General features: G+C 64.3%; 24 protein-coding genes, 1 tRNA gene and 1 pseudogene. 16 read left to right on the plus strand and 10 right to left on the minus strand.

Annotation, left to right across the window (positions count from 1 at the left end; all coding sequences use genetic code 11):
• Window positions 1-155 precede the first annotated feature (155 nt).
• Window positions 156-839, plus strand: coding sequence for a J domain-containing protein (locus tag HTUR_RS10125; RefSeq protein ID WP_012943230.1), 684 nt, complete (start codon window positions 156-158; stop codon window positions 837-839).
• Between the two features lie 450 nt (window positions 840-1,289).
• On the plus strand, window positions 1,290-2,294 hold the full coding sequence (locus tag HTUR_RS10130; protein WP_012943231.1) for a hypothetical protein: 1,005 nt from the start codon (window positions 1,290-1,292) through the stop codon (window positions 2,292-2,294).
• A 137-nt stretch (window positions 2,295-2,431) separates the two neighbouring features.
• Here the strand turns inward: HTUR_RS10130 and HTUR_RS27345 are convergent, their stop codons facing one another.
• From HTUR_RS27345 to HTUR_RS10145, 4 genes are all read right to left on the minus strand, one after another.
• Window positions 2,432-2,584 carry a hypothetical protein gene (locus HTUR_RS27345; protein WP_012943232.1) on the minus strand — a complete coding sequence of 51 codons (153 nt, stop codon included), beginning with the start codon at window positions 2,582-2,584 and terminating at the stop codon, window positions 2,432-2,434.
• Window positions 2,585-2,773: 189 nt separating this feature from the next.
• Window positions 2,774-3,646 (minus strand): succinate--CoA ligase subunit alpha, encoded by an 873-nt coding sequence (sucD, locus tag HTUR_RS10135; protein WP_012943233.1) that lies wholly within the window; start codon window positions 3,644-3,646, stop codon window positions 2,774-2,776.
• Window positions 3,646-4,794 carry an ADP-forming succinate--CoA ligase subunit beta gene (gene sucC, locus HTUR_RS10140; protein WP_008895037.1) on the minus strand — a complete coding sequence of 383 codons (1,149 nt, stop codon included), beginning with the start codon at window positions 4,792-4,794 and terminating at the stop codon, window positions 3,646-3,648. Before sucC ends, sucD begins: the two co-directional genes overlap by 1 nt.
• 221 nt (window positions 4,795-5,015) lie before the next feature.
• Window positions 5,016-5,600, minus strand: a complete 585-nt coding sequence (locus HTUR_RS10145; RefSeq protein ID WP_012943235.1) for an Rrf2 family transcriptional regulator — start codon at window positions 5,598-5,600, stop codon at window positions 5,016-5,018.
• A gap of 190 nt (window positions 5,601-5,790) precedes the next feature.
• Between HTUR_RS10145 and HTUR_RS10150 the strand changes: the two genes are divergently transcribed.
• From HTUR_RS10150 to HTUR_RS10160, 3 genes are all read left to right on the plus strand, one after another.
• A complete protein-coding gene (locus tag HTUR_RS10150; RefSeq protein WP_012943236.1) occupies window positions 5,791-6,678 on the plus strand; it encodes a UbiA family prenyltransferase in 888 nt (295 codons plus the stop codon).
• 74 nt (window positions 6,679-6,752) lie between these two features.
• A complete protein-coding gene (locus HTUR_RS10155) occupies window positions 6,753-7,064 on the plus strand; it encodes a DUF4242 domain-containing protein (RefSeq protein ID WP_012943237.1) in 312 nt (103 codons plus the stop codon).
• Between the two features lie 278 nt (window positions 7,065-7,342).
• The gene (locus HTUR_RS10160) at window positions 7,343-7,654 is read left to right on the plus strand and encodes a hypothetical protein (RefSeq protein ID WP_012943238.1); all 312 of its coding nucleotides are present in this window, start codon (window positions 7,343-7,345) and stop codon (window positions 7,652-7,654) included.
• 106 nt (window positions 7,655-7,760) lie between these two features.
• Here HTUR_RS10160 and HTUR_RS10165 read toward each other — a convergent pair whose 3' ends face one another.
• Entirely contained in the window at window positions 7,761-7,988 is a 228-nt protein-coding gene (locus HTUR_RS10165) for a DUF5795 family protein (RefSeq protein ID WP_012943239.1), read from the minus strand.
• A 105-nt stretch (window positions 7,989-8,093) separates the two neighbouring features.
• Between HTUR_RS10165 and HTUR_RS10170 the strand changes: the two genes are divergently transcribed.
• The 4 genes from HTUR_RS10170 (at window position 8,094) to HTUR_RS10185 (ending at window position 10,888) form a co-directional block, all read left to right on the plus strand.
• Window positions 8,094-8,176, plus strand: a tRNA-Leu gene (locus HTUR_RS10170).
• Between the two features lie 172 nt (window positions 8,177-8,348).
• Window positions 8,349-8,759 carry a universal stress protein gene (locus HTUR_RS10175; RefSeq protein WP_148225333.1) on the plus strand — a complete coding sequence of 137 codons (411 nt, stop codon included), beginning with the start codon at window positions 8,349-8,351 and terminating at the stop codon, window positions 8,757-8,759.
• Between the two features lie 309 nt (window positions 8,760-9,068).
• A complete protein-coding gene (locus HTUR_RS10180) occupies window positions 9,069-10,418 on the plus strand; it encodes a ribonuclease J (RefSeq protein WP_012943241.1) in 1,350 nt (449 codons plus the stop codon).
• Window positions 10,419-10,678: 260 nt separating this feature from the next.
• A complete protein-coding gene (locus HTUR_RS10185) occupies window positions 10,679-10,888 on the plus strand; it encodes a dodecin family protein (RefSeq protein WP_012943242.1) in 210 nt (69 codons plus the stop codon).
• A gap of 131 nt (window positions 10,889-11,019) precedes the next feature.
• Here the strand turns inward: HTUR_RS10185 and HTUR_RS10190 are convergent.
• Window positions 11,020-11,979: pseudogene (locus HTUR_RS10190) on the minus strand (formate/nitrite transporter family protein); the annotation flags it as partial.
• Window positions 11,980-12,070: 91 nt separating this feature from the next.
• The gene (locus HTUR_RS10195) at window positions 12,071-13,225 is read right to left on the minus strand and encodes an MFS transporter (protein ID WP_012943244.1); all 1,155 of its coding nucleotides are present in this window, start codon (window positions 13,223-13,225) and stop codon (window positions 12,071-12,073) included.
• Window positions 13,226-13,345: 120 nt separating this feature from the next.
• Between HTUR_RS10195 and HTUR_RS10200 the strand changes: the two genes are divergently transcribed.
• From HTUR_RS10200 to HTUR_RS10215, 4 genes are all read left to right on the plus strand, one after another.
• Window positions 13,346-13,912 (plus strand): macro domain-containing protein, encoded by a 567-nt coding sequence (locus tag HTUR_RS10200; protein WP_012943245.1) that lies wholly within the window; start codon window positions 13,346-13,348, stop codon window positions 13,910-13,912.
• Window positions 13,913-13,994: 82 nt separating this feature from the next.
• The gene (locus HTUR_RS10205) at window positions 13,995-14,807 is read left to right on the plus strand and encodes an inositol monophosphatase family protein (protein WP_012943246.1); all 813 of its coding nucleotides are present in this window, start codon (window positions 13,995-13,997) and stop codon (window positions 14,805-14,807) included.
• Window positions 14,808-14,882: 75 nt separating this feature from the next.
• A complete protein-coding gene (locus tag HTUR_RS10210; protein WP_012943247.1) occupies window positions 14,883-16,007 on the plus strand; it encodes a DUF63 family protein in 1,125 nt (374 codons plus the stop codon).
• Window positions 16,008-16,094: 87 nt separating this feature from the next.
• Window positions 16,095-17,039 carry a glycoside hydrolase family 43 protein gene (locus tag HTUR_RS10215; RefSeq protein WP_012943248.1) on the plus strand — a complete coding sequence of 315 codons (945 nt, stop codon included), beginning with the start codon at window positions 16,095-16,097 and terminating at the stop codon, window positions 17,037-17,039.
• 283 nt (window positions 17,040-17,322) lie between these two features.
• Here the strand turns inward: HTUR_RS10215 and HTUR_RS10220 are convergent, their stop codons facing one another.
• Window positions 17,323-18,078 carry a hypothetical protein gene (locus HTUR_RS10220; protein ID WP_012943249.1) on the minus strand — a complete coding sequence of 252 codons (756 nt, stop codon included), beginning with the start codon at window positions 18,076-18,078 and terminating at the stop codon, window positions 17,323-17,325.
• Complete coding sequence (locus HTUR_RS10225; protein WP_012943250.1) at window positions 18,065-18,904, minus strand: hypothetical protein; 840 nt, start codon at window positions 18,902-18,904, stop codon at window positions 18,065-18,067. Before HTUR_RS10225 ends, HTUR_RS10220 begins: the two co-directional genes overlap by 14 nt.
• 445 nt (window positions 18,905-19,349) lie before the next feature.
• Here HTUR_RS10225 and HTUR_RS10230 point away from each other — a divergent pair, with 445 nt between their 5' ends.
• The 3 genes from HTUR_RS10230 to HTUR_RS10240 all read left to right on the plus strand — a co-directional run bounded on the left by HTUR_RS10230 (window position 19,350) and on the right by HTUR_RS10240 (window position 21,911).
• Window positions 19,350-20,027: a potassium channel family protein gene (locus HTUR_RS10230; protein ID WP_012943251.1), complete on the plus strand. Its 678-nt coding sequence runs from the start codon at window positions 19,350-19,352 to the stop codon at window positions 20,025-20,027.
• Window positions 20,028-20,160: 133 nt separating this feature from the next.
• Window positions 20,161-21,711 carry a TrkH family potassium uptake protein gene (locus HTUR_RS10235; protein ID WP_012943252.1) on the plus strand — a complete coding sequence of 517 codons (1,551 nt, stop codon included), beginning with the start codon at window positions 20,161-20,163 and terminating at the stop codon, window positions 21,709-21,711.
• On the plus strand, window positions 21,708-21,911 hold the full coding sequence (locus tag HTUR_RS10240; RefSeq protein ID WP_012943253.1) for a hypothetical protein: 204 nt from the start codon (window positions 21,708-21,710) through the stop codon (window positions 21,909-21,911). Before HTUR_RS10235 ends, HTUR_RS10240 begins: the two co-directional genes overlap by 4 nt.
• Window positions 21,912-22,032: 121 nt before the next feature.
• Here HTUR_RS10240 and HTUR_RS10245 read toward each other — a convergent pair whose 3' ends face one another.
• A complete protein-coding gene (locus HTUR_RS10245) occupies window positions 22,033-23,577 on the minus strand; it encodes a TrkH family potassium uptake protein (protein WP_012943254.1) in 1,545 nt (514 codons plus the stop codon).
• Between the last annotated feature and the right edge of the window lie 98 nt (window positions 23,578-23,675).

Consider the following 23,675-nt stretch of genomic DNA (forward strand, 5'->3'; position numbering starts at 1 on the left):
TTGATGTCCCGGTTGCCGCCGTACCGTCGCGGGACGCATCTCGAGTCGGACCGGCTTCGCGGGAGACGGTGCGGGGCATCACCACTGATGCCCGACCGTTCGTCGGCTGTTTGTCAAAAGAAAACTAATTAAGGAGGAATCCGAACGTGGCGCTAATGGCTGTGGCCGACGACCGTCAGGCAGGCTGTGAGGGGTGTGGCCGAACGGTGCCGCTCGAGGACCTGACGACGGTGACGATGCCCGACGGCGAGCGGGTCGCGTGCTGTCCCCGCTGTGAGCCACACGCACGCGAGGCCGCGCGGAAGTGCTCGTCGCTCGACCAGCGGCGGGCCGCCTGCGACGGCTGTACCGGAACCTACCTCGAGACCGAACTCGAGGACATCGTCCTCGAGGACGGAACCGTGCTCGCGTGCTGTCCGTCCTGTGCGAGGGAGGCACCGGAGGGCGACGCCGACACGGCGAGCGCGGAACACGGGGAGCACGCGGCCGCCGACCGCGACGACGAGGCCGAGGGGAGCGGCGAGGAAACCCTCTGTATGCAGTGCAACGAGTGGGTTACCGCCGAACTGTTCCGCGTGACGACCATCGACGACCGGACCGAGAAGTTCTGTCCGACCTGCAAGGAGCGTGCCGAGGAAGACGGCATCGTCAAGGACGTCGACATCCGGAAGACGAACGCCCGGGAGGTGCTCGGCGTCGAGGCCGATGCGACCGACGACGAGATCAAGGCGGCCTTCCACCGACAGGTCAAACGCGCCCATCCCGACCGGGAAAGCGGCAGCAAGTCGGCGTTCAAACTGGTCCGGGAGGCCTACGAGCGACTGACCGAAGACGACTGACGACCGCCGAACCGGAGCGGCACGGTCGGTCGCGTTGTCCGGTATCTCGGCACCTCCTTCTCGAGTCCCACCGCTCGCCCCCTAGTTATCGGCATCGGACTCGAGTGAACCGCCCTCGAGACTCGGCGAGGGGCCCGTTGAAGCGCCTTCGTGCCCGCGTGGTGGTACTCGAGGAGACCGTCGCTCTCGTCGCTCCTGGCTTCACTCGTGGTTTCTTCTCGCACACAAGCTGTCGTCCCGCGGCGTTCGTGCCGGCACCGTGATCTGTCTCGCCGCCTGATTTTCTGAACTGTCTTCCTCCTCACGGTATAACTGTATATTTGCAAACTTTCCATCGTGAACTAACCGGTGACGGCCGTCACGCTAATACGCTTTCGACGAGGCCCGCCGAGAACGAAAAAATTCCGAAAGTTAAAGTCATGCGATTATGTACGTTCAGAGAAGAACTTCATGACTGATAGTACGATGAACGCAAATTCGGGTGAGGGCGCGCTCGACGTCGGGGGGGCCGACGAGCTGTTCGGCGACCTCGAGGAGGAATCGCTCGAGGAGGGGGCCGCCGATGGGGAGTCGTCCGACGAGACGGCCGAGGGGGCCTCGAGCGGGGCGGGCGCATCCGAGACCGTCGAAGATCAGACGGCTGCCGCGGTCTTCGGGCAACTGCAGGACTCCGTGGCCGACACCGCCGATATCGACGACGTGCTCGAGGACGAGAGTCCGGACGACATCATCGCGAGCGCGGACGAGCCGGAGCCGGCCGCCGAATCGGTCGACGACGACCTGCTCGTCGACGAGGACGCGCTCGAGGATCTCCTGTTGACGGATCGGACCAAAGACGAGGAGTTCCTCTGGGTCGAGACCGACGACGGGACGTCCGACGCTGACGACGAAACCGACGAGTCGTCGAACGCGGCGTCCGATGACGCCACCACCGACGCTGATGCCGATAACGACGTCGAGATGGACGATCGCGGTTCGGAGCCGTCGATGCTCGAGTCCAACGAGTTCGAACCGACGATCGATTCCGACGGCGACGCCGAACCGACGCCGCTCGAATCGGATGACGGCGATAGCGACGAGAGTGCCGTCGAGACGGGCGATCACGACGGCGACACCGCGTCGACCGAGACCGAAACCGACGCCGACGCTGATTCCGACGCCGAATCGGCGGCCACATCGACGGACGTCGCCCAGCCCCTCGAGGCAGACGACAGTTCGTCGGCCTCGGTCGATGACATGACGACCGACGATGCCGCAGAAGCGCCGGACACCGAGACCGAGACGGCGGCCGAACCCGCCGAGTCGACGGCCGCAGACGAAGTAGGCGACGAAGCGGACGTCGAAGAGACCTCGATCGCTCCCGACGAGAACACGGACGTTCCCGCGACGACGGACGACGACGGCTCCGGCGGCCTGCTCGGCTGGCTGCGCTCGAAGCTCGGTGGCCTGTTCTAACGGTCGACTCACCCGCGACGCCCGCACTACGTTTCGTTCTCTTCGATCCGTTCGATGATTCGGTCTCGACTTGATTCAATCTCGAGTCGATCGCTCTGCGCTCTTCGCTCGAGTTTCCGCGCCCGTGGACGTGCTGGCTAACACGCCGGATGCCACGCGAGATCCTCCCGGCGGACCGTGTACGGACGGCTCCCGCACTCGGGACAGCCGGTCCCCCCGCGGTCCATATCCGGCCGTTCGGGGATCGTATGCGCGGTTCCACACTCGTCACACACGATGCTGACGGGCATACACGAACGGACGGCCGGCTCCCGCAAGGGGGTGTTGCCGGGATCTGCGCGTTCCGACGAGTCGACGTGCGCTACGGCTGCGCGACTGCTCGGCCGAGATGCGCAGAAGCACTCGAAAAAACGGCGGCCGAAACCGACGACGATCGGTCCTCGAGTCGCGACTCGAGAGATTCCCGACCGATCGCGGCGTTACGCGAGGAACTCTTCGATGTGGTCGGCGACTTCCTCGGGCGTGTCGCCGACGGGGACGCCCGCGTCGTTGAGGGCGCTGATCTTGCTCTCGGCGGTCCCGGTCCCGGAGCCGGAGACGATGGCGCCGGCGTGGCCCATCCGCTTGCCCGGCGGGGCGGTGCGGCCGGCGATGAAGCCGGCGACCGGCGTGTCGACGTAGTCGTCGATGAACGCGGCGGCCTCCTCCTCGTCCTCGCCGCCGATTTCGCCGCACATGACGATGGCGTCGGTGTCGGGGTCGTCCTCGAACAGCTCGAGGGCGTCGACGAAGTCGGTGCCGATAATCGGGTCGCCGCCGATACCGATGGCCGTCGTCTGCCCGATGCCGCGATTGGTCAGGCTGTCGACGACCTGGTAGGTCAGCGTCCCCGAGCGGGAGACGAGTCCGACGTTCCCCTCGGCGAAGATGTTACCGGGGAGAATGCCGAGTTTGGCCTCGCCGGGGGTGATGAGACCTGGACAGTTCGGACCGATGAGTCGGGTGTCGGTCTCGGTGAGGCGCTTGTTGACTCGAGCCATGTCCTGGGTCGGAATGCCCTCCGTGATCGCGACCGCGAGGTCGAGATCGGCGTCGAGCGACTCGAAGACGGCGTCGCCGGCGAACGCCGGCGGGACGAAGATGACCGAGGTGTCGGCGTTCTCCTCCTCGACGGCCTCGTGGACCGTGTCGTAGACGGGAACGCCCTCGACCTCTTGACCGCCTTTGCCGGGGACCGCGCCGGCAACGACGTTGGTGCCGTACTCCATCATCTGCTTGGCGTGGAACTTGCCTTCCCCGCCGGTGATGCCCTGTACCACGACGCGCGTGTCGTCGTCGACTAGAACGCTCATTATTCGTTCACCTCCCCAGCGTACTCGACTGCACGCTGTACCGCATCCTCGAGGGTCTGTTCGACCGTCACGAGGTCTTCGTTGAGAATTTCCATGCCTTCCTCCCAGTTGGTGCCGGCCAGTCGAACGACGACCGGCTTGGGGATCTCGTCGAACTGCTCGAGCGCTTCGTTGATCCCGCGGGCGACCTCGTCGCCGCGCGTGATCCCGCCGAAGATGTTGAAGACGACCGAATCGACGTTGTCGTCCGAGAACACCATGTCGAGCGCGTTCGCGATGCGCTCGGCCTTCGCGCCGCCACCGACGTCGAGGAAGTTAGCGGGCTCGCCGCCGTAGTGATCGACGAGGTCCAGCGTCGTCATGACGAGACCGGCGCCGTTGCCGATGATGCCGACGTTCCCGTCCAGACGGACGTAGTCGAAGTCGTACTCGTCGGCCTTCTGCTCGAGTTCGTCGCCACCTGCAGCCTCCTCTTCCATCTCGGCGAGTTCGGGCTGGCGGAACAGCGCGTCCTCGTCGATGTTCATCACGGCGTCGGCCGCGATGACCTCGTCGTCGCTGGTGACCATCAGCGGGTTGATCTCGGCGTCGGAGCCGTCGCGGTCGTCCCAGAGCTGGTAGAGCGTAGTGAGGACGCTCGAGACGTCACGTGCGATTGATTGATCGACGCCCGCGTCGTAGACCGCCTTGCGGGCCTGATACGGGTGCATTCCGAATGCGGGATCGATGTGCTCGCGCGCGATGGCGTCGGGGTCCTCCTCGGCGACCTCCTCGATGTTGACGCCGCCTTTCGTCGAGACCATCGCGACGGGCTTGCCCTCGCCGCGGTCCATCGTGATCCCCACGTAGAGTTCGTTAGTGAAATCGACCGCTTCCTCGACGAGGACGCGATCGACGTGGTAGCCCTTGAGATCCATCCCCAGAATCTCGTCGGCCGCCTCGCGCGCTTCGTCCTCGTCCTCGACGAGTTTGATTCCGCCGGCCTTGCCGCGGCCGCCGACTTGTACCTGCGCCTTGATCGCGACTGGATACCCGATCTCCTCGGCCGCGGCGACCGCGCCGTCGACGTCGGAGGCGAGTTCTGATGCCGGCGTCGGGATGCCGGCGTCGGCGAAGACCTGCTTCGCCTGGTACTCGTGCAATTTCATAGCCATTCGAACGGCCGTTCCGACCTTGCTTAAATCCTGTTAGTTTCCACTCGCGACGGAAAATCGATCGATGACCGGAAACTCCATCGCGTTCGTCCGAGTCGAACGTCTTTCCAGCCGACTCCTTTGTGGAGATTTTCAACTAGGGGCGGTAAACAGCTTTCCACTCGTCCGAACTCATCGGCACTTTCCTCCCCCGAGTACCCGATTTTGTAATTCGATCAATCGTCGGCGAACGTGGACTCGTCGGGCGGGGAAGCGCTGTGATTCCGGCCGTCTCCGTTCGAATCCGCCTCCGGCGTCTCCAGGCGCGCGACGTCGACGATCAACACGTTGTCGGTCGGCTGGATGGCGTCGATCACGCCCGCCAACAGCAGCTCCGTTCCGGGGGAGATCCCGACCGCGATCGTGTCGCCCTCGTCGAACTCCTGGACGGACTGCTGGAAACGGAGGTGTGCCCGACACAGGTCAGGGTGGTGGACGTTCGTAAAGCGAACCTCGTCGACGACCGCGTCGGCACGGTCGAAATCGCGGGCCAGCACGCTCGGTTCGGGATCCTCGTCCGGTCGTCGGCCGAGCACCGAGTACGCGATATCGGTCGGCCGGTATCCACCCTTCGGTCCCCGAACCCCTTCGACCAGATTCAGCTCTCGGAGGTGGCCCATCTGCCGGCGGACGCTCTCGGTCTCGAGCCCGAGTTCCGCCGCGATAGTTTTCGCCCGCACGGGAGACTCGATCGACTGATACTCGTTGACCAGCGCAGTCACCGTCCGTCGCTGCGCCGTCGTCAACGTAATCTCTGCCATACCGGAAGTAGTCAACGCCGCTACTTATCCGTGCGGGTGCGCGGAGACACCGAGTGAACCGGTCCCTCGAGACGCGGTATCACCTCACGGAAACACCCCCTCGAGTCGAGGCGATCGGCCCGTTTCGGGGCCGTTCGGTCCGTGCCAACACAGCATTCAAGCGTCTTCCATCCCACGTTTTCCCACGGTCGTGGCCGAACCCGTGAGCAATTCGATCGCATCGCGCCGAACTCGACGCTGGCTGTCGTCGCTCCAGTCGGCCCTCCGCCTGTTCGTCCACAGTAACCTCTTCATTTCGCTGTCGACGACCAGCGTCGTCGTCACGACGCTCGTCCTCGCGGAGTTACCTCTCGAGGCGCTCCCGCTCTTTATCGTCTTCGCGACCACGCTGTTCGTCTACACCGTCAACCGATTCACCGACCTCGAGGAGGACGAGCGAAACGTCCCGGACCGCGCCTCGTTTACGAAACGGTACGGTCGACTGCTGCTCACCGCGGGCGTTGGCCTGTACGTCGTCGCCATCGCCGTCGCCGTTGCCCTCGGACTCCCTGGAGCGATCTATCTCTTTCTCCCGCCAATCGTCATTCTGCTCTACTCGGTCGGCGGGATCAAGCGGGTCTTCCTCGTGAAGAACCTGTTCGTCGGGTTCGCCTGGGGCGGTATCCCGCTGGGCGTCGGCTACTACTACTACGACCGCCTCTGGACGCTCGAAATCCTCGCGTTCGCGGTGTATCTGACGGCGATGATAACCGTCGCGGCCGCCGTCTTCGACATCAAGGACATCGAGGGCGACCGCCAGGAGGGGATCGCGACCGTTCCGAATCGGTTCGGGACGGCCGCGACCCGTCGCTACTCCCAGGCCGCGAACCTCGCGATCGCCGCGGCCGTCGTCGCGCTCGTCGCCGGGAGCGACCTCCCCCTCGAGTTCCTCTCCCTGCTCGCGATGAACGGCTACGTCGCCTGTTACATCCCCTTCGCGACGCCCGATCGCGGGCCGCTGTACTACGGGTTCGTCGTCGACGGTGAGCACGTCTTCCTGGCGGCCGTCGTGGTCGGACTCGAGTGGCTGGTCTGGTGAGCAGTGGCGGGCCGCAATGTGGACCCGTGCCTTCTGATTTATGGGCTTCTACGGTATATGATAACACTTGGACCATGTCCGACCAAGTTCACGAGCAAGAGCTCGAGGACTTCCTCATCCTCCGCGATCTGGACGAGACGATCACCGAGACGGAACTGGAGGCGGCCGGCGAGCAATCCGGGGAGGCGCTGGCGACCCTCCGAGACGAGGGCGTCGACATTCGGTGGGTCGAATCCGAGGTGCTGACCACCGAGGACGGCGACGTCACCGGGACGTTCTGTCACTACCGGGCGGAGAGCGAGGCTGCCATCCGCGAACACGCCGACCGCGCCGGACTGCCGGCGACGCGCATCGATCGGCGTGGAGAGCCCCTCGAGGGCGAATAGCCCGCACCGATCGCGGACGAACCGTCGGTGACGCGTCCGCACCAATCGTCGTCTTCGTTGTCCGGCGCGGGTCGTGAAACGCGCGTTCGGACGAGCAAGACACTTACCATCGTTGGGAAAAGCCGTTGTATGGGAACAACCCATCACCGGCGTATCTCGTCGCGACGATTGTCGCGGCAGTCCTGGGGGTCGTTGGAGTGTGGCTCCCGCGGGTTCGGAAGCGTCCGGCCGGCTACAGGGACGGACGGCCGATCTACACCGCAGAATACGTGTCGGGCATGGAGACCGGCCTTCACGGCATCGACCCGTTCGTCGTTTTGCTCGTCGTAGCCGTCGTCGGCGTCGCCGTACTAGCCCGATACCGACCCTGGCGACCGGATATTGCACTCGTCGGCGCTGGCGGACCGTTGCTCTTGCTGTTCGGCAACGCCTTCTACGACTACTGGTCGGTCGAGCGGTATGCGGTCGAACCGGGGTTGTACCTGCTGCTCGTCAGCGGGTTCCTGTTCGTTCTCATCGGTACTGGTGCGCTTCTCAAACGGCGGCTGGTTCCCGGTACGGCTCACGGTCGTGACGCGCGAACCGGGTGATTCGAACGCGTGATTGTCCCGAGTTCGGAACTCGAGCTACTGGCTACCGATCGCCGATCGAAAACGCGGTCGCTGCTCGAGTCGTCGGCCGCAGGCGACGGAGCGCTCAGTCCCGGTCGGCGTCGCTCCAGTCGCAGTCCTGGCACTTCCAGCCGGTGACGAGCTCGGTGACCGACGGCATGTAGGTCACCTCGAGGACGTTGCCGCCGCAGTCCGGACACTCCCGGTCGGCCTCCTCGATGGAGTCGACCTCCATGACGGAGTCGCCTTCGACCATCTCGGCCAGTTTCTCGGCCGTAACCATTCGCCCCTGAACGACGCGGTTCTCGCTCACGGTCGGCGCTACCCGGTGTGGGCCCCTAAGCGTTTTCAACGCCGGTCGCGCTCCGCGCTCGAATCGGACGATTTAACCCGGAGAGGCGACAATCCGCCACTGCGTGCGAGGGTAGCCAAGCGGCCAACGGCGGCGGACTCAAGATCCGCTCGTGTAGACGTTCAAGGGTTCGATTCCCTTCCCTCGCATCGTATGCGGTGCGAAAGCACCGGTAAAGATGCGGAAGATCAACACGGAGCGATCTTCCCTCGCAAACTTCTCCGCGCCGCTCGAGACGACCAGCCGCGGCCCTCTCTGACGGCGGCTCGTCTGGCACGCTCCTGCGCAATAGACATGTTCATTGGTAACGTATATCACCACATGGACACCCATATTCTCGTGCCGTTCGACGGGTCACGGCCGGCCCGTCACGCGCTTGAACACGCGCTCGAGAACTTCCCGGACGCGGAGATCACGGTCCTGACGGTGATCGACGAAGTCGGGTATTCGTCCGAGCACCTGGCGTCCGAGGAGACGGGACAGCTGTTCGCGAGCGCGAAACGACGGCTGGAAACCGCCGAGGCGATCGCCGACGAGTGCGGCGGTTCGATCCGCTGTGTCGCCGATATCGGCCCGACGTGCAAGACGATCACCGAGTACGCCGAGGTTGCGGACGTCGATCACGTCGTTATCGGGACCCACGGCCGAACGGGACTCTCTCGAATTATCGTCGGGAGCGTCGCCGAAACCGTCATTCGGCAGAGTCCGTCACCCGTCACGGCCGTCAAGTAGCGGTTCGAGGGCGATTTTCAGTTCGTCAGCCCGTTCCGGTCGTCTTTCCCGTCGCGACTCGCGGACCCTCCTCGGACCACTGGAGCCGATCGATGCGTCCGCTGTCCCACGCTCGGCTCCCGGCCCGAGCGGAACCTCGAGTATTTACGTCCGAAGAGCCACTGTCTGGACAACCGAAAGACGCGCTGTCTTTCACATGCCGTCCTCGACGACGCGATCGAATCCGTCGGTCGCGGTCTCGAGGCGGTCCGTAGCGGCCGACGGCGGCTGCTGCGACGTGTGAACGGGCTGCTATGATCGGCATTTCCCATGGAAATCGAAATCGCAACAATCGGCGGCTACGAGGAAGTCGGACGGCAGATGACTGCGGTCCGTGCGGGTAACGACATCGTCATCTTCGACATGGGGTTGAACCTGTCGAAGGTACTGATTCACGACAACATCCGTACGGAAGGGATGCACAGCCTGGATCTGATCGACATGGGGGCGATCCCCGACGATCGGATCATGAGCGACCTCGAGGGCGACGTGAAAGCGATCGTCCCGACCCACGGCCACCTAGACCACATCGGCGCCATCTCGAAGCTGGCCCACCGGTACGACGCGCCGGTCGTCGCGTCGCCGTTCACGATCGAACTCGTCAAGGGCGAACTCGCGGACGAACAGAAGTTCGACAGCGGGAACGACCTCGTGAAGATGGACGCCGGCGAGACGATGTCCATCGGCGACTCCGGCAAGGTCGAACTCGAGTTCGTCAACGTCACCCACTCGATCATCGACGCGATCAACCCGGTTCTCCACACGCCCGAAGGCGCGGTCGTCTACGGACTGGACAAGCGGATGGATCACACGCCCGTCATCGGCGATCCGATCGACATGAAGCGGTTCCGCGAGATCGGCCGCGAGGGCGAGGGCGTCCTCTGTTACATCGAGGACTGTACCAACGCCAACAAGAAGGGGCGCACGCAGTCCGAGAACGTCGCCCGCGAACACCTTCGTGACGTCCTCTACAGCATGGAGGACTACGACGGCGGCATCGTCGCGACGACGTTCTCGAGTCACATCGCCCGCGTGAAGAGCTTAGTCGAGTTCGCGAAGGACATCGGCCGCCAGCCCGTCCTGCTGGGCCGCTCGATGGAGCAGTACTCGGGGACGGCGGAACGCATGGGCTTCGCCGAGTTCCCGGACGACCTCGGCATGTTCGGGCACCGAAACTCCGTCGACCGCACGTTCGAGCGCATCATGAACGAGGGCAAGGAGGACTACCTGCCCGTCGTCACCGGCCACCAGGGCGAGCCCCGCGCGATGCTCACCCGGATGGGCCGCGGCGAGACCCCCTACGAACTGGACGACGGCGACAAGGTCGTCTTCTCGGCCGGCATCATTCCGGAGCCGACCAACGAGGGCCAGCGCTACCAGGCCGAGAAACTGCTCGGCATGCAGGGCGCGCGGATCTACTCCGACATCCACGTTTCGGGTCACCTCCGTCAGGAGGGCCACTATGAGATGCTCGACGCCCTCCAGCCCAAACACGTCATCCCCGCTCACCAGAACATGAAGGGGTTCTCGGGGTACGTCGACCTCGCCTCGAATCAGGGGTACAAACTCGGACGCGATCTCCACGTCACGTGTAACGGGAACCTCATCCAGATCGTCTGATCGGGCCCGCCGCGTCCTCGAGCGCGATCCGTTCGTGAGTCGCGTCTCGACACACGTTCCGCTCGAGCGACGCGAGTTCGTACGCCCGGACGGGCCGATACGGTGGGTCCCCCTCCCTCGCGTATGTAAACCTGACGTTTTATCGGCCATCGATCGTCAAAACCTCGCTTTGGGTTCGAAAATTCACACCTCGAGAGCGTCTTCTCCGGCGGGCGGACGGCCGTATCATTTACGAGTTGGAGGTGTCAATCGGGACGGCAATGGGTGAGAGAGCCGAAATCGTCGAGCTGGTCGGGAACTCGACCGAATCGTGGGAGGACGCCGTACAGAACGCGATGGACGCCGCCGACGAGACGATCGATCACGTCAGCGGGGTCGAGATCGAGTCGGAGCGAATCGATCGCGAGGGGAGGGAGACCGAACGGTACGTTGTCACGCTCGAGGCCTCGATCGTCCCGGAGGGTCGCTGAAAGGGCCGTCTGCCGGTCGTCGTCGCCCTCGGCGTGCGCCGCGTCTCGGTTTCGATCGCTTCGGACGGATCGGAGCCGGCTCGGACCGGCCGCAGGCTGGTCTGCGACCGCGGTCAATCGTCCCGCGGCGGCGGCGAATAGTTGCCGCGGGCGAACCTGCCAAAGCACAGTTCGCGAAACGAGAGCACGTAGTTTTGCTCCTGGTACTCGCGTTCGACCGCCTGGAAGTAGTTGACGACTGTTACGAGCAACACGCCGCCGATGGTGTTCCCGAGGAGCACGGGGAGGGCGAAGTCGACCGCGCCGGTCGCGAGCGCCAGTTCGCCGCGGAAGACGAGAAACAGTACTTCGGTCGTCGAGACCACGCCGTGATAGAGGTTCCCCAGCGGGATCGCGAGGAAAGCGATATACACGAGTACCAGCCGCGACGTCGTATCCTGAGACGCGTAGTCGAGCCAGACGACGCCCGCGACGATCAGGCCGGCGAACATCCCCTTGAAGAAGAGGCTCCACCACGGCGTCGCGATCCCCTGCTCGGCGATACCGACCGCCGTGGACATGACCGGTGGGGAGAAGACGCCCGTGTTCGCCAGCACGTACGCGCCCAGCGCGCCGCCGACCAGGTTTCCGAACAGGACGATCGTCCAGACGGTCAGCAGCGCCGGAATACTCGCCAGTCGCTCGAGGACGAGCGCGACCGGCGGCAGCGTGTTCTCGGTGAACAGCTGGTAGTCGCCGATGATGATGTAGACGAAGCCGAGCGGATAGAGGAGCGCGCCGACGATGGGTGCGCCGCCGGTGCCGTCGGTCAGCGACGCGTAGAGCATGAACGTCAGCGTGATCGCGAAGCCCGCCGCCAGCGCGCTGAAAAACAGCTCCCGGATCCCGGTCGTGATCTCGTCGTCGGCCGCGGCGACGATCCGGTGGAAGATTTCGTCCGCCGAGAACCGGTCGCGGACGACGGCGCCGGCGGCCGGAACCCCGCGCGAGGACTGCTCGACGGCCTCTCGGATCGTCTCGTCGTCGAGTGCCTCCTCCGCCTCCGGCTCGTCTCGCCCGCGAGTCTCGCGGGACTGCTCATCGGCGCTCATGGTGGCGAGTACGCGATGGGCCGAATAAAGCTGTCGTCACACGGGTGAAATGAACACTCCTGTCCATCGCCGGCGACCGGCGCGGCGCCGATCACCACTCGGTGAGCGCGTCGGGACCGTGAAACCGCGCCAGCACGACGAGAAACGAGCCGACGCCGGTCAGCGCGAACGCGCCGCCGACGTAGAACACCGACGCCATGCTCACCTCGTACATCAGCCAGCCGCCGAGCAGCGGCGCGACGACGCTCCCGGGCCGCCAGATCAGTTCGCGGATCCCGAAGCTCGAGGCGACGCCGCCGTCGTCGGTCCCCTCGTCGGCGAACAGCGCCATGCTCGCGGGTTCGCGGAAGCTGTCCGCGACGCCGAGCAGCCCCGAGAGCGCGACGAGCGGCAGGAACGCCGGCGAGACGGCGCCGAACACCGGTACCTGCGCCGGCAGTCCGAGCCCCGTTCCGATCGCTGGCGAGAACGGGACGACCAGCGCGACCGCGAGGCCGCCGTAGGCCAGTCCGCCCGACGCCGCGGAGACGCCGGCGTATATCGGCACCCACGTCCGGACGAGCGTGACCGCGAACGCGTACTGGAAGCGAAACGTCGAGAGCGTGAGGATCCGCCGGTTGAGCGCCAGATCGGCGAACGGAAAGCCGCGAACCCGCGTCTCGTCGGGCTCGAGGGAGACGACCGTTCCGGCCCACGCGACGAGCACGATCGCGACGATGATCGCGAAGATCGGGCCGAAGCCGAACGTCTCGTAGAGCGTTCCCGCGCTGAGACTCCCGAGGATCGACGCGGCGAAGCTGGCGGCGTTGGCTTTGCCGATGTAGTTCGCCCGCGTCCCGACGTCGGCGAGTTGCCCGACGAGCGAGAGCGTCATCAGCCCGGTCCCCGTGACGACGATTCCCTGGAACCCGCGGATCGCGATGAACGAGGCGCTCGAGTCGGCGAACGGGAACAGCGCGTAGACGACGACGCCGAGTCCGAGCACGGCGAGCAACACGGTCCGCTTGTCGAAGCGGTCGCCGGCCCAGGCGATCGGAACGACCGCGAGCGTCTGGGCGAAAGTAAACCCCGTCGTGTAGAGGCCGACGATCAGGCCGGCGCTGATCGTCAGCCCGAGGACCGTCGTGTCGGTCGGATCGAGGGCGTTGATGTAGTACGGCAGGAGCGTGATCAGCGTGACGAAGCCGAAGCCCTCCGCGAACCGGGCGAGGTAGAGCGACAGGAACTGCAGGCGGTCCTCGTTCACGGCGGCCGTTTCGGAAGCACCGAAAAAGCGGTTTCGAACCGGTGCTCGAGGAGGGCGCGGTGATGTGGGCTCCCGATCCGCGCGAACGGATTTTAGGAACCGGACGCCGTACCGACGCGTATGGAGTTCACCGTCGTACGGGGCGACATCGCCGCACAGTCCGCCGACGCGCTCGTCAACGCCGCCGGCACGTCGCTGCGGATGGGCAGCGGCGTCGCGGGAGCGCTCCGGCGAGCCGCGAACGGTCCGATCAACGACGAGGCGATGGAGCAGGGGCCGGTCGACCTCGGCGGGATCGCCGTCACCGACGCCTACGATCTCGACGCCGAGCACGTCATCCACGCGGCGGCGATGCCCCACTACGGGGTTCACGAGACTCCATCGGAGTCTCGTGAGCTAACCAGAACCGGAGGTTCTGGTGCTGACGGCCGCGCGACCGAGGAGAGCATCCGCGAGGCGACCCGGAACGCGCTCGAGCGGGCCGACGAACTCGGCTGCGAGTCGATCGTGATCCCCGTGCTCGGCACCGGCGCCGCCGGTTTCGAGTTCCGATCGGGCGCCCGGTTCGTCTGCGAAGCGGTCCGGGACTACGAGCCGTCGTCGCTGACCGACGCCCGTGTGATCGCCTACGACGGTCGCGAGTACGACGAACTCGAGTCGGTCGCCGAGTCGGTGCGGTCGTCGTGACGACCGGCGGCTCCGACCCGTCCTCGAGCGCCGTCGATCCGAATGGTAACGTCTTTTCACGCCGTCGCCCGGACGAATCATCATGAGCAAACACGACGAGGGTGCCGGTCGGGCGAGCGTCGCGGTCCACGCCGCCCGCGCCGGGGCTGACGTCGCCGCGGGCTCCTTTCGCGGCGAACTCGAGGTCGACCACAAGGACGGCAAGACCGACGTCGTCACGCAGACCGACCGCGAGGCCCAGCGGCGCGTGATCGAGGTGATCGAGGCCTCGTACCCGGACGAGCCGGTCGTCGGCGAGGAGGACGACGCGCTGAAGGCGGTCCCCGAGACGGGACCGGCCTGGATCGTCGACCCCATCGACGGGACGAACAACTACGTCAACGGGATCCGCGCGTTCGGGACGGCTGTCGCCGCGGTCCGCGACGGCGACCCCGTCGCCGCGGCCACCGTCTGTCCCGCACTAGGGGACACCTATCGCGTCGGACCGACGGGCGCCGTTCGCAACGGCGACCCCCTCTCGGTCAGTGACTGCGCCGATCCCGAGGCTGCGACCGTCTGCCCCACCTACTGGTGGGACTTCGACCAGCGCGACCAGTACGCCGCGGCGGTCCGCGGCCTCACCGACCGTTTCGGCGACGTCCGCCGCTTCGGTTGCGCCCAGCTCGAGCTCGCGATGGTCGCGTCGGGCGCCCTCGAGGGAACGATCACGAACCTGCGGGCCAACCCGTGGGACACCGTCGCGGGCGTCGCGCTGATCCGGGCGGCCGGCGGAACCGTGACGGATCTCGAGGGGAACCGCTGGCGCCACGACAGCGAGGGACTTGTCGCCTCGAACGGAGCGCTCCACGACGAACTCCGCGCCGCCGCACGGGCGATCGACGAGGGCGGCGACTGACGGCGTCGGGATCCGACCGGCGTCCGATGCAAAAAAATCGGAAACGGTAAGCGGCCCCCGTACAGCTACTCCCGCATGGACGAGTACATCGAACGGTACGGGGCCGAGCGACTCTGGACCGCGACCGTCGCTCTCCTCGCCGCCGCCGTGGCGCTTGCTGCGGTCCTCTTCCCCCAGCGCATCTACGTTGACCTCATCTGGCAGTACTACTGGGGCCCGGTCGTCGCAGACGCCCACGGCTGGAGCTGCGTCGCCTGGGCGGACGGGAATCCGGTCCACTGTAGCGAGGTCGGTCCGAACGCCGGACCGACCGCCGAGCCCGGCTACACGTTCGTCTCCTACGCGGGCTACATTCCGACGCTCGTTCTGATGGCGATCGGGATCCTCTTCCTGGTTCGCCGCCTCGAGATCGAGCGCTACCGCGCGGGGTTCTTCGCGCTGTTCCCGTTCATGCTCTTCGGCGGCGCCCTGCGGGTCGTCGAGGACACGAGCGTCGCCGCCTACCGGGAGACGGGCGAACTCATGATGGAGTTGCCGTGGATCGGCTTCCTGATCAGCCCGCTGATCTACTTCACCGTCGCCCTCCTCACGGTGATCACCGTCGTCGTGGCGGTCTGGCTCGACCGGACCGACCGCGTCTCGGGCTACGAGTACCCGCTCGCGGCGATCGGGACGGCCTACCTGACGCTCACGCTCGCCTATCTGGGGTACGCGTCGACGCAGCCGTACGCGGACTTCCATCCGCTGCTCCTGCTGACGACGCTCGTCGGCGCGACCCTCGCCACGGCGATCACCTGGCTCCTCATCGGGGAGTTCGCCCCCGAGATCAACCGGGGAACGGAGTACATGGGTGTGGTCGTCATCTGGGCCCACGCGGTCGACGGCGTCGCGAACGTCATCGGCCTCGACTGGGCGACCGCCTTCGGCCTCGAGCACAACCTCACGCCGAAACACCCCATCAACGGGGCGATCGTCGACATCACCGGCTCGGTGTTGCCTCCCAACGTCGTCGACACCATCGGCGCCGCCTGGCCGTTCCTGCTCGTGAAACTCGTCGCCGCCACGTTCGTCGTCTGGGTCTTCAACGAGGAAATCTTCGACGAACAGCCGCGCTTCGCCATCCTGATGCTGATCACCGTCGTCGCCGTCGGCCTCGGTCCCGGGACGCGAGACATGCTCCGGGCGACGTTCGGGGTCTAGACGCCGCGGCGGCGATTCGGTCGCTTCCTCGAGGAGCGAGGAAACGGAAACGGCTACGGCGCCTACCTGACAACCGATAGGGTAGTGATGCAAGCCTACTTGTTCGTTCACTTCAGGGAGAAGCGGACGCCGGACGGTGAGCAGGTGTACTTCGGGATCAGCGAGGACGGGTTTCACTGGGAGGCGGTAAACGGCGGCGCCCCCGTCCTCTGGAGTTACGAGGGAGACAAGGGAGTCCGGGACTGTACGATCACCAGAACGACCGACGGGAGGTTCGTGATACTGGGGACGGACCTCAGTCTGGCCTACGGGATGCCCAATCAGTACGACGGCTCGTGGGAAGAGATCACTCGCAACGGGAGTAACTCGCTGGTGATGTGGGAGTCCGAGACCCTGACCGACTGGTCCGACCAGCGGATGGTCGAACTCGGAGACGAGGCGTTCGGCTGCCTCTGGGCGCCGGATATCACCTACGACGGAGCGAACGACGAGTACATCGTTCACTGGTCGTCAGCCCACCGCAGCGACGATTTCGAGGAGAAAGCGATCTACTACGCGCGGACCGAGTCGTTCGCGGCGTTCTCGGAGCCGGAACTGCTGTACCGGAAACCGGACAGCGGCGTCATCGACTCCGCGATGTACGAGGAGAACGGATCGTACTACTGTTTCGTGAAAAGCGAAGCGAACCCCGCCGGGATCATCCTGCTGAAGGCCGACCGTCCCACCGGGCCGTTCACCCGGGTGACGACGTTCGACCGCACCATGGAGGGACTGGAGGGCGAGCGGTACGAGGCGCCGACCGCCGTGCGACTCGAGGACGGCCGGTGGTGCCTATTCGTCGATTACTTCGGCGGCAGCCCGGAGACCCAGGGCTACGTCCCGTTCGTGGCGGAGTCGCTGGAAGAGGAGTTCGTGCGCGCCGACGACGAGTTCTCGTTCCCCTACGGGTTCAAACACGGCACGGTGCTCCCGATCACGGCCGAGGAGTACGACCGGCTGAAGGCCTACGAGAAGGATCCGTCGGAGCGATAGGCGATGCTGAGTTCGTCGGTTCCGCAGGGCGATCTCCGGCGGTCGGATTCTATAACGTAGTTGGTAATATAATTTATTTATCTAGATTGGGATGTGAAAATCGCGTTCAGTATAGATGAAGGCGTTACCGGAGCGGGTATCTACCTCTCTGACAGCTGCCAGCAATGGCGTGCTGACTACAAAGGAAGTTTCCATCAGAACGGGATTCGACCCTATGTGCCAGTACCTATCAACAAGGGATGTGGGACCCAAGCCAGCCCAACAGTGAGCGCACTCGCTGCGTTCAGCTGGCCGGGTCGTGACGGTGCTTGTCGTCCGCTTGGTGAGTGACCTCATCAGAGGTATCAATGTGTTCCGGGTGCCGGTAGAGGAATACTCCGACGGCGACGACCCATATTACACCCGGGATCAATCCGGTCTGGAAGGCCATCGACATGTCGGAGTACCCATGGGCTTGTACGATCGCGAAGGAAAGCGCTCCGATGCTGGCGACAGCGCTCAACCAGCCCATGCCGCTGAACCAGTTGAGACGAACCACCGACTCTGCGCTGGCAAAAAACGCCCCCGCGAAGAGCCCCGCCGCGATGCCAAACATGAACCACTGAATACTGAAGAGCCCACCTTCGATCTGCCGAACTGCGAAGGCCGTCTCGTAGAGCAATTCCTGTTGTTCGGGGTCCGCCGCCGCCCATCGATCAACCATGACCCCAAGCGCAACGCCGTCAACCGCGGCGAAGATGGCGTAGACGCCCGCACACACCATCATTGCCGCACCGCCAAGGGTCGCCCATACCCCGGCAACGTCCCTGCGGAGCCGGAATGCTAGGGCGATGATTGCAGCAGCCATCAAGAGGATTCCGAGGAGTTCCCCCAGGTGGTAGACAGCCCAATATGATTCAACTGCGTAGTCCGAGAAGGCTTCGTGCGTATGGTGCGGCGGCGTCCACGGGTGTAAGTATGCCGACACGCCATAGATCACGAGTCCTGATATTGCGGCTACGGCCCCGACCTTCGAGAAATACCGTTCAGACGGAGTCATCGATCTCCCCCGATTGAGTAGCATCTCCTTCAATACTGCGAGCCCGTGGTTCGGAAGGATGAGTGAGCTGTCGGCGACTGCTCTGGAACAGGTATCGTCCGACGAGACCGATCCAGAGCAATGCAAGCAGATTGCCAAGAACGCCCACTCCGAACAAGAACCCCATGCTCCCCGAGTGCCCCGTTATTTCTCCGAACGGGTCGAGCGCGAGGACGACACCTAACACAACTGTTAGCGGGCCTGCTGCTATGCCCAGCATACCCAACCAGTTCGGAGCCACATCGTCGATGACGAGCGCAACGCCGTAAACGAGGATAGTAAGCCCTAGTCCTACGACAAACATGGCCAGAACGGCGCCTTCGATTTGTCGAACGGCGTACGCTCCCTCGAACAACAATTCCTGAGACTCGGCGGATGTCTCTGCCCACCGATCCACCAGCAGTTTGAGGGCGATGCCATCGATCGCTTGAAGAGCGGCGGCCAGCGTCAGACTCATCACCGTTCCTGCTGCCCCCAGTACGGCCCATCCCGCAGCACGTCCGACGCGCATCCGCCAGGATAGTACCAGCAAGGCACCGAAGATGAGAGCAAATCCGAGGAATTCGAGCAAGTGTGCCAGCACCCAGTACTCGTGAGCGGCGTAGTCGGCGAACGCTACGGGCGGGTTTCCGGGCTCACTCTGCGGGTGAAACTGATCCGAGGCTTGCCGTCCAATCTGAATGGCGACGCCAAGTATGGCTGCAACGGCCCCCACTCGATACAATTGAGTGTCAGATGACGGAATCGATTCGGTCGGCACCAGTCCGGTCTCGTCTGCCGCGGTCATACCCGGTTCACCCCTGCAAAGTGATCATCGATGAGTTCGGTGTTCCCTGTAGCTATCTCTACTTCAACTTGATAACGGATCAGTTGCGTCTTCCCCACATATTTGGTCAATGATGGCATTATTTCTTCCAATTATAATGCTCAACTCGACAGATCCCTCTTTTAATATGAGTCTGTTGCGAGCACTGGTATTCCTATATGACGCGCTCTGTGTTAGATGTTACCAAACACCAAGAAAAACAGGGATCTCATGAGAGATTTGTGCCCTGTATTCAGCATGACTCCCCGGACATCATTGAAAAACTGTCAGGAACCTCAACGGTATGTCCGCAGACGCACTTACCGAATTGCCCACTCAGTTCAGGTATAATTCTGAATAAAGAAATCGCGCTACGATCCACTGTTAATCGGTATGCTTTCAAGAGAAACTAGAAAAGAACAACGCGATGTATCTCGTCATCGTTGGGGCCGGCGATATCGGGACGCCGCTCATCGATATCGCGACCCGCTCGGGCAACGAAGTCGTCGTTATCGAGAACGACCCCGAACGGGCCGACCGGGTCGCTGGTGAGTACGACTGCTTAGTTCTCAACGACGATGCGACGGCCCACGGCGCTCTCAGGGACGCCGGGATCGAGCGAGCGGACGCGCTGATCAGCACGACGGACCGGGACGCGATCAACATCATGGTCTGTCTGCTCGCGAAGGAGCACGATGTCCCCTCGATCGTCTCGGTCGTTCACGACCCGGAGCACATGAACGTGTTCCGCCAGATCGGCGTCAACACGATGGAGAATCCACAGGAACTCATCGCCGAATACCTCTATCGATCGGTGGATCGCCCGGCGATCGTCGACTACATGCGAATCGGCGAGGAGGCGGAAGTGTTCGAGATCCGGGTCACGGAAGGCGCACCGATCGCCGGGAAGACGCTCATCGAGGCCGCAGACGAGGATCTGCTCCCCGACGACGTCCTGATCGTCGCGATCGAACGCGAGGGTCAGGATCCGCCGATCACGCCGAGAGGGAGGACGAGGATCGAGGCCGACGACTTACTGACCGTCTATTCGGCGTTCGGTGCGGCTCCCGAACTCACTACCGTATTCGGTCACACCGAGGACTGAACGCCATGAGGTGCGAACCGAATGCACGAGACGCCGACGTTCGATATCCACAGTACTCGGCGAGCAGCGGGCCGCGCACGTCCCGTCGGCGTTTCGACGGGCGGGCGAACGCAGATCGGACGGTGATGGACGGATGAACGAGGCGCTGGAAACGATCGGCCGGGACTTGGGCCGCATGTTCGAGGCGCTGGCCGGACTGCTGTTCGTCTCGCTGCTCGTGCCGCTCGTCTGGGGCGAGTACTGGGCGATCCCGGCGCTGGCCGTCTCCGGGCTGGTACCGTTCGCCATCGGCTACAGCCTGACCTCGCGGTTTCGCGAGGCGACCCGGCCCGGAAAGCTTCACGGTATGATCATCGCCGCCGTCGGCTGGCTCTGCGTCGCGATCTTCGGATCGCTGCCGTTCTTGCTCATCGCGTGGACGGTCGAACTCGGCGTCCCGCTCCTCGAGACGCCGTCCCGGACGTCGACGCTCGCGGCGTTCACCGATCCGCTCAACGCCCTGTTCGAGAGCATGAGCGGCTTCACCGGAACCGGACTGACGATGACCGACAACGAGGAAGTGCTGCCGCGGACCCTCCAGTGGTGGCGCTCGTTCATCGAGTGGGTCGGCGGCGTGGGCGTGATCGTCCTCACCACGGCGGTTCTCTCCCGCCCGGGGAGCGGTTCCCTAACCCTCTACGAGAGCGAGGCGCGCTCGGAACGGATTCACCCGAGTATCGTCTCGACCGTCCAGACGATCTGGTGGATCTTCCTGCTGTTCACGTTCGTCTCGATCCTCCTGCTGTGGGCCGTCGGGATGCCCCTCTGGGGCGCGATCAATCACGGAATGACCGGGCTCGCGACCGGCGGGTTCTCGATTACGGACAACTCGATCGCGACCTACGATAGCGCCGCGATCGACTTCGCGCTCCTGCCGGTCATGCTCCTCGGAAGCATCGCGTTCCCGGTGCACTACCTCATCCTGCAGGGCGATCTGCGAAACCTCTATACGGACCTCCAGACGCGATGGGTGTTCATCTACATGAGCCTCGGCACGCTCGCACTCACGATGTTCGTATACGCCGCTGGCACGTACGATACCCTATTCGGAGCGTTCCGATACGGTTCGTTCCAGTTCGTCTCGGCGGCGACCTGCGCCGGCTTCCAGACCGCCGTCGATGCGACCAACGTGGCGCTTGGCCGATGGCCAATTCAGGCCCAACTCACCGTGACGTTCGGCATGGTCATCGGCGGCGCGGCCGGGTCGACGGTCGGCGGGATCAAACTCATCCGGGCGCTGACGCTGCTGAAAGGGATCCGGTTCCGTATCGCAGACGTCTTCTACCCCGAAAGCGCCGTTCGACGGCTGAAAATCAACGGTCGCAGCCTCAACGAGCGGGAACTCCGCCAGGAGTTCGAGGAAGCGGCGATCATCGCCACGCTCTGGTTCGTCTTCCTCGCCGTCGGGACGTTCGTGCTCCTGCTCATCCTTCCGCCGGGCGAGTACACGCTCGAGAACGTCTTCTTCGAGGTAGCGAGCGCGCAGGGCAACGTCGGCCTTTCGGCGGGGATCACCGGTCCCGAATCGCTGCCGACGCTCGGCAAGATCACGTTCCTGTTCAACATGTGGATCGGCCGCCTCGAGATTATCCCGGTGCTGGTAACGCTCCGGGCGGTGTTCGATCGCGGGGGGCTCTACCAATGACGCTCCGCGAGATACCGGTTGTCGGCGAACTCCTCGAGTCGGGCGCGGAGGATCGAGTCTTCGATACCCTCTTGCTGATCGGTCCCGGTATCATCCTCGTTATCGCTCTCCTCGGCCGATCCCCGCTCACGCTCGGTATCGCGATCGGCTATCTCGTGTTCTTTCTCGCGTACGTCCTCTATCGAGGCGTACAGCACTGAGGGCGGCGGGATCGATCCTCACAGCACGCAGACGGAAGTTTCGGCGCTCGTATCCCGTATGAATCGTCGTCAGACAGTCGGCCTGCACGCCGTCGCTCGAGACGGCTCCCGCTCGAGCGCCTCACCGCTTCCAGAACGCCCCGGTGAACAGCACGAGCGCCGGAATGATCTCGAGGCGGCCGATCCACATGAGGAAGATCATCACGAGTTTCGAGGTCACAGGGAACTCGCGGTAGCTACCGAAGGGGCCGAGGTCGCCGAAGCCCGGACCGATATTCCCGATCGTCGCGATGCTGGCGCTGATGGCGTCGATCGGCTCGAGCGAGACCGCGCCGCGGGTCGAATCGACGGCGATGAACACCGTCGCGATCACGAAGATGAACAGGTACAGCAGCGTGAAGCCGAGAACGCCGCGGATGACGTCCTCGTCGACGACGTAGCCGCCGAGCCGAATCGGCTGGACGGCCTCGGGGTGGGCGGCGGTGAACAGCTCCCGGCGGGCGACTTTCAGGACGACCAGCCAGCGGATGATCTTGACGCCGCCACCGGTCGAGCCGGCGCAGCCGCCGATGAACATCGCGATCAGGAGGACGGTCTGTGCGATCGGGTCCCACTGCGCGAAGTCGCTCGTCGCGTACCCCGTCGAGTTCAACAGCGAGACGGTCTGGAAGGCCGCGTGGCGCAGAGCGCTCTCGCCGTATCCCTCGGTCGCTCCGCCCAGTTCGCCCAGCGCTGGGGCGCTGCCGCTGTAGAGCAACGCGGCCACGATCGCGGTCACGACGGCGATCGCACCCGCGTAGGCGCGGAACTCGGTGTTCTGGAAGAGTCGTCGCGGTTCGCCGTCTAAGACGTACCAGAACAGCGCGAAGTTGGTCCCGGCGACCGCCATGAAGGGAATGATGATCCACTGAACGACCGCGGAAAACGCGGCGACGCTGTCGGCTTCGGGCGAGAACCCGCCGGTCGGAAGCGTTGTAAATCCGTGGGCGACCGCGTTGTAGAAGTGCATGTTCGGCGCCAACCCGACGAGATGGAGGCCATAGAGGAGTCCGATGAGAAGGATCGTGAACCCGAAGTAGACGAGCCAGAGGATGCGAGCCGTTTCGGCGATCTTCGGCGTCAGCTTCTGTAGCTCTGGCCCCGGCGCCTCCGAACGGATCAGCTGCGCGCCGTTGACCGCCAGCTCCGGCAGGATCGCGATCATCAACACGATGATCCCCATCCCACCGAGCCACTGGGTGAGCTGGCGCCACATCATGAGGGCGTGGGAGTGCTGTTCGACGGAGATCGCGGCCATCACGGTCGCTCCAGTCGTCGTGAATCCGGACATCGACTCGAACAGCGCGTTCACCGGATGTCTGAGCGCGGATTCGGTTCCGTAGCCGGCGATGAGATACGGGATCGCACCGACGACCGCGACCACGAGCCACGAGATCGCGACCAGCAGCAACGCTTCCCGGGGACCCAGATCGGAATCTGGATCGGGATCGAGTCGTTCGAGTCCGTACCCGATGGCAACGACGATCCCGATCGTCGCCACGAACACGAAGATATCCTCCTGATAGACGACGGCGACGACGAGCGGCACGAATAGCGTCAGGGCGAGATACTTGAGTACGGTACCAGTCAGCGCGAGGCTCGCCTGCCAATCGACTCGTATATTCATACTCTCAGGCCTGGCTCCGCTCGAGCCAGAATCATGGTCGGGGGAACTCGACGTCACTACATAATTCCACTGAAGTGGTTTGATCACGGAGACCGCCC

This window comes from Haloterrigena turkmenica DSM 5511 (genome assembly GCF_000025325.1).
Taxonomy (GTDB): Archaea; Halobacteriota; Halobacteria; order Halobacteriales; family Natrialbaceae; genus Haloterrigena; species Haloterrigena turkmenica.